Source organism: Nocardia mikamii NBRC 108933, assembly GCF_001613505.1.
Lineage (GTDB): Bacteria > Actinomycetota > Actinomycetes > Mycobacteriales > Mycobacteriaceae > Nocardia > Nocardia mikamii.
This window is the reverse complement of sequence record NZ_BDCM01000012.1, coordinates 331396-335280: the sequence shown is the minus strand read 5'-3', so window position 1 is coordinate 335280 and position 3885 is coordinate 331396. Positions and strand designations below refer to the sequence as shown.

5 protein-coding genes are annotated in these 3885 nt (G+C 70.6%); 2 read left to right on the top strand and 3 right to left on the bottom strand.

Going from position 1 to position 3885, the window contains the following annotated elements; genetic code table 11:
* Positions 1-4: 4 nt before the first annotated feature.
* Positions 5-490: a DinB family protein gene (locus tag NMI01S_RS16465; protein ID WP_062998118.1), complete on the bottom strand. Its 486-nt coding sequence runs from the start codon at positions 488-490 to the stop codon at positions 5-7.
* 99 nt (positions 491-589) lie between these two features.
* Between NMI01S_RS16465 and NMI01S_RS16460 the strand changes: the two genes are divergently transcribed.
* Complete coding sequence (locus NMI01S_RS16460; protein WP_062998718.1) at positions 590-1189, top strand: helix-turn-helix domain-containing protein; 600 nt, start codon at positions 590-592, stop codon at positions 1187-1189.
* Positions 1190-1317: 128 nt separating this feature from the next.
* Positions 1318-2172: a DUF5995 family protein gene (locus NMI01S_RS16455; protein ID WP_245716892.1), complete on the top strand. Its 855-nt coding sequence runs from the start codon at positions 1318-1320 to the stop codon at positions 2170-2172.
* A 24-nt stretch (positions 2173-2196) separates the two neighbouring features.
* Here the strand turns inward: NMI01S_RS16455 and NMI01S_RS16450 are convergent, their stop codons facing one another.
* Positions 2197-2799, bottom strand: coding sequence for a maleylpyruvate isomerase family mycothiol-dependent enzyme (locus NMI01S_RS16450; RefSeq protein WP_062998717.1), 603 nt, complete (start codon positions 2797-2799; stop codon positions 2197-2199).
* 38 nt (positions 2800-2837) lie between these two features.
* The gene (locus NMI01S_RS16445; RefSeq protein ID WP_245716891.1) at positions 2838-3860 is read right to left on the bottom strand and encodes an RNA polymerase subunit sigma-70; all 1023 of its coding nucleotides are present in this window, start codon (positions 3858-3860) and stop codon (positions 2838-2840) included.
* Positions 3861-3885 lie beyond the last annotated feature (25 nt).

Genomic DNA, 3885 nt, shown 5'->3' with positions numbered 1-3885 from the left:
ATTCTCAGCGCCCGGTCGCGCCGTCGATCAGTTCGCGGAGGATATCGGCGTGACCGGCGTGGCGGCCGGTCTCCTCGATCATGTGGGTCAGAGCCCAGCGGACGCTGGGGCCCGGGCGTCCCCGCCGCGGCAGGGGCGCGGCGGGATCGGTGCATCCGTCGAGCACCTCGTTCGCGCGTGCGACCGCGTCGCGGTAGCGGGCGACCACCTCGGCCACGTCGTCGTCCGGCGCGGCCCGGAACGTCGCCTGCCAGTCGGTCACCCTGTCGCCGAGGAACATCGAGCGTTCGACGGCCGTGAGGTGGACGAGCAGACCGAGCAGATTGGTGCCCGACGGTACCGCGGCCGCTCGGACCCGCGGCTCGGGTGCGCCCTCGACCTTCACGGCGACGCCGGTGCGCAGATAGTCGAGGAACCCGCGCAGCACCGCGAGCTCATCGGTTCCGGTCCGCGGCGGTGGGGTGTCCTTCCGGCGGGCGGCGGCAGGCATGACGGCTCCTTCGCGATCGGTGTGCGGTCGTACCCGTTCAGCCTCGCCGCCGCCGTGGTGAATCGGCACGAAATCTTGCTGTTCCGGCAAGATGGCCCCATGCGTGACGAAACGGACGAGGTACTCGGCGCGGTCGGTCCGCGGTTGCGCACGTTGCGCCGCGAGCGCGGGATCACCCTCGCCGACCTCGCGGCGAGCACCGGGGTGTCGGAAAGTACGTTGTCGCGCTTGGAGAGTGGGCAGCGGCGGGCGACGCTGGAACTGCTGCTGCCGCTGTCGCGCACCTACAACGTCCCGCTCGACGACCTGGTCGGCGCTCCGCGCACCGGCGACCCGCGCATCCACCTGAAACCGATCCGGCGATACGGCATGACGTTCGTGCCGCTGTCCCGGCGGCCCGGCGGCGTGCAGGCGTTCAAGATGATCATCCCCGCGCGACCCGAACCGCAGGAGCCGACACCGCAGACGCACGAGGGTTTCGAATGGCTCTACGTGCTCAACGGCCGGCTGCGTCTGGTGCTCGGCGACCGCGACCTGACCCTGCCGCCCGGCGAGGCGGCGGAATTCGACACATCGGTACCGCACTGGCTGGGCAGCGCCGACGGCGGCGTGGTCGAATTGCTCATCCTGTTCGGCCCCCAGGGCATGCGCGCGCACGTGCGCCCGAGTGCGCCTGCCGAGGGGGAGAGCCGATCGTGAGAGCGAACCGACGACATCGCCGACGCCGCTCACACCGCCTCCGGCCGAACAGCAGTACCGTATCGGCAACACCGCCGTACGTCACCGGACAGGATGGTCACCGTATGCTCCGTGTCGCGTCGATCGTTGTGGCTCTTGCTTTTTCGACTCTGGTCGCTGCCGCGCCGCAGGCCGAGGCCGTGGCCGGCACCCGGTGCGGCACACCGCTGTCGCCCGCGGAGATCCGGACCGTCGCCGAGCTGTCGGACACCACGACCATCGGCGCGGGGTCCACCCTCGACCGATTCGGCGAGGCGGTGGCGCGCAATCATCGGATCACCGAAATCCTTACCGCCCATCATGATCGGCGGGGCCTGTTCGACGTGGGGCTCGACGCCGTCGAGCAGGACCCGGTGCTGCCGTTGCAGCACGATCCCACCGCGTTCGTCGATCCGGAATACGCTCACGCGATCAGTTACGAACTGCTGCGCCGGTTCCTGGTGAACCTGCACGCCGAGTTCACCGACGGCACGCCGGAGCCCCACTGGGCCTGGTATTTCCAGCTGGCCGGGCAATGCGACCAGTCGCCCGCGCGGGTCGCGATGGCCGGATACAACGCGCACCTGACGGTCGACCTGGCCTATGCGGTCGCCGCGGTGGGCAGTAGACCCGAGAACGCGCCGGACTTCTTCCGCATCGTCGACGCCATCGCCCGCAGCGGCGATCTGATCGTCGATCGCACCGAGCAGGTGTACAACGCCGACCTCGGGCCGCTGTGGCGCTTCTATTTCGTCGGCGAAGGACTCGATCGCCTGTTCGGCCAGGGCGTGGCCACCGGGCCGCTGCTCGAGGTCGCCGACCTGGGCTACAACGTGGTGGTCTGGACCAATGGGCTGGCGTTGCAGAACCCCGCCACCGCCGAGGCCACGCGCGCGGAGATCACTGCGCTGTGGTCGGCCGACGATGCGGCCTTCGCCGTGCTCGCACGCCTCGGCGGCCTGTGAGCACGGCGGTCTCGGCCGGCTCCGTCAGTCGGCTCGCAGCGGGCGGCGGCCGGTGACGGTGAGCAGAATGTCCTTGGCGCACATCGTGATCGGCGTGCCCGACCCCAGCGTGACCGGTACGTCGGATGCGCGCAGTTGCCGGCCGGTCAGATCGACGCCGAAGTAGCGCAGCGACTTCGGGCTCGCCTGGTCGAGCACGAGGGCGATCCGCTCCGGCGGGGCGGGCGGCAACCCGAGGGGTTCGGTGATGTCCAGGCCGTGGATCACGTCGTGGCTCAGCGCGCCCACCGCACCACCGCCCGGCGGACGCCACGGGTGTTCGATGTTGTCGCGCAGCGACGCGAGCAGTTCCGCATCGCTCATCCGCGCGGTGTCCGCGCGCGCGGCCCGGTCGGCGTAGCGGTGGAACGAGAAGCGCGCACCGGCCAGCCCGCGCACGAACGACCACGTGGATGCGCGGTAGGGCATCGTCATATGGGCGAGCACCTCACGGACTCGCCAGCCCTCGCACAGCGAGGGCGCGGCCCACTGCTCCGGTGCCAGGCCGGCGAGCAGCTCCGCGAGGCGTCGGCGCTCGGCCACGGTGTGCTTGCGCAGGACGGTGGTGTCGGTGTCGGTCGAGGTCATGACTCCGTCGTTTCGGTCGTAGGGAGTGGTCACCTCTGCTACGAACCCGACGGCGAGAATTCATCGGTGGATACGCGGAGAATCGGCGGAAGCCCGAATTCGGCGAACCGATCACCACTGCCCAGGTAGGTCACCTGCCGCGCTATCAGCCCCGACCGCGCCTGGATCGCGAGCAGTGCGAAGGGGCGCAGCACACCGTCGGTGTCGGGGCGGTACTGACCGAATCCCACCGAACCGTTCATCCGCACCGGAATCAGCCGATCGTCGGCGCACGCGTCGCCCGCCGCGAACACCGAGACGATGAGGTCGCGCCCGCTCAGTCGCCAGGCGAACGGCGGCATACCGGATTCGGCGTCCTCGCACAGCAGCGCGGCGAGACCGTCGACATCGTGGCTCTCGAAGGCCGCGACGTAGCGGCGGACCAGGTCGCGGTCGTCCGGATCGTCGGGATCGAGCGGATCGGTGGCGGAGGGCCGGACCGCGGCCAGGGTGGTGCGCGCGCGTTGCAGCGCGCTGTTGACCGCGGCCGGGCTGACCTCGAGCATGGTCGCGGTTTCGGCGGCACTGAACGCCAGCACCTCGCGCAGGACCAGCACCGCCCGCTGGCGTGGCGGCAGATGTTGCAGTGCCGCGACGAAGGCCAACCGCACCGATTCGCGGCGGACGACCCGGTCGGCCGGGTCGAGCACCCGCGCGTCGGCGACCGGGTCGAGCCACCGGTCGGCGGGCACGACCGCATCCGGGTCGAAACCGGTGGATACCGGGCCTTCCCACACCAGCATCCGGCGGCGCGCCGAGCGCAGCATGTCCAGGCAGATATTGGTGGCGATGGCATGCACCCACGTCGAGAGCCGGCCGCGCCCGGGGTCGAAACTGTCGAACCGGGTGTAGGCGCGGATCAGCGTCTCCTGCGCCGCGTCGTCGGCATCGGCCGACGAACCGAGCAGGCGGTAGCAATAGCCGGTCAGCGGGATCCGCAGCGCTTCGAGCGCCTCGGACCCCGAAGCGCCGGACTCCGGCCCCTCGGATTCCGGCGGCGGTTCACTCGCGGACACACTCACCGTCTCATGCTCGCACCTCCGTGTC

What these genes read in the sequence shown, in the direction of transcription:
- NMI01S_RS16460 (WP_062998718.1), top strand. Translation starts at nt 590, where the DNA reads ATGCGTGACGAAACGGACGAGGTACTCGGCGCGGTCGGTCCGCGGTTG.
- NMI01S_RS16465 (WP_062998118.1), bottom strand. Translation starts at nt 490, where the DNA reads ATGCCTGCCGCCGCCCGCCGGAAGGACACCCCACCGCCGCGGACCGGA.
- NMI01S_RS16450 (WP_062998717.1), bottom strand. Translation starts at nt 2,799, where the DNA reads ATGACCTCGACCGACACCGACACCACCGTCCTGCGCAAGCACACCGTG.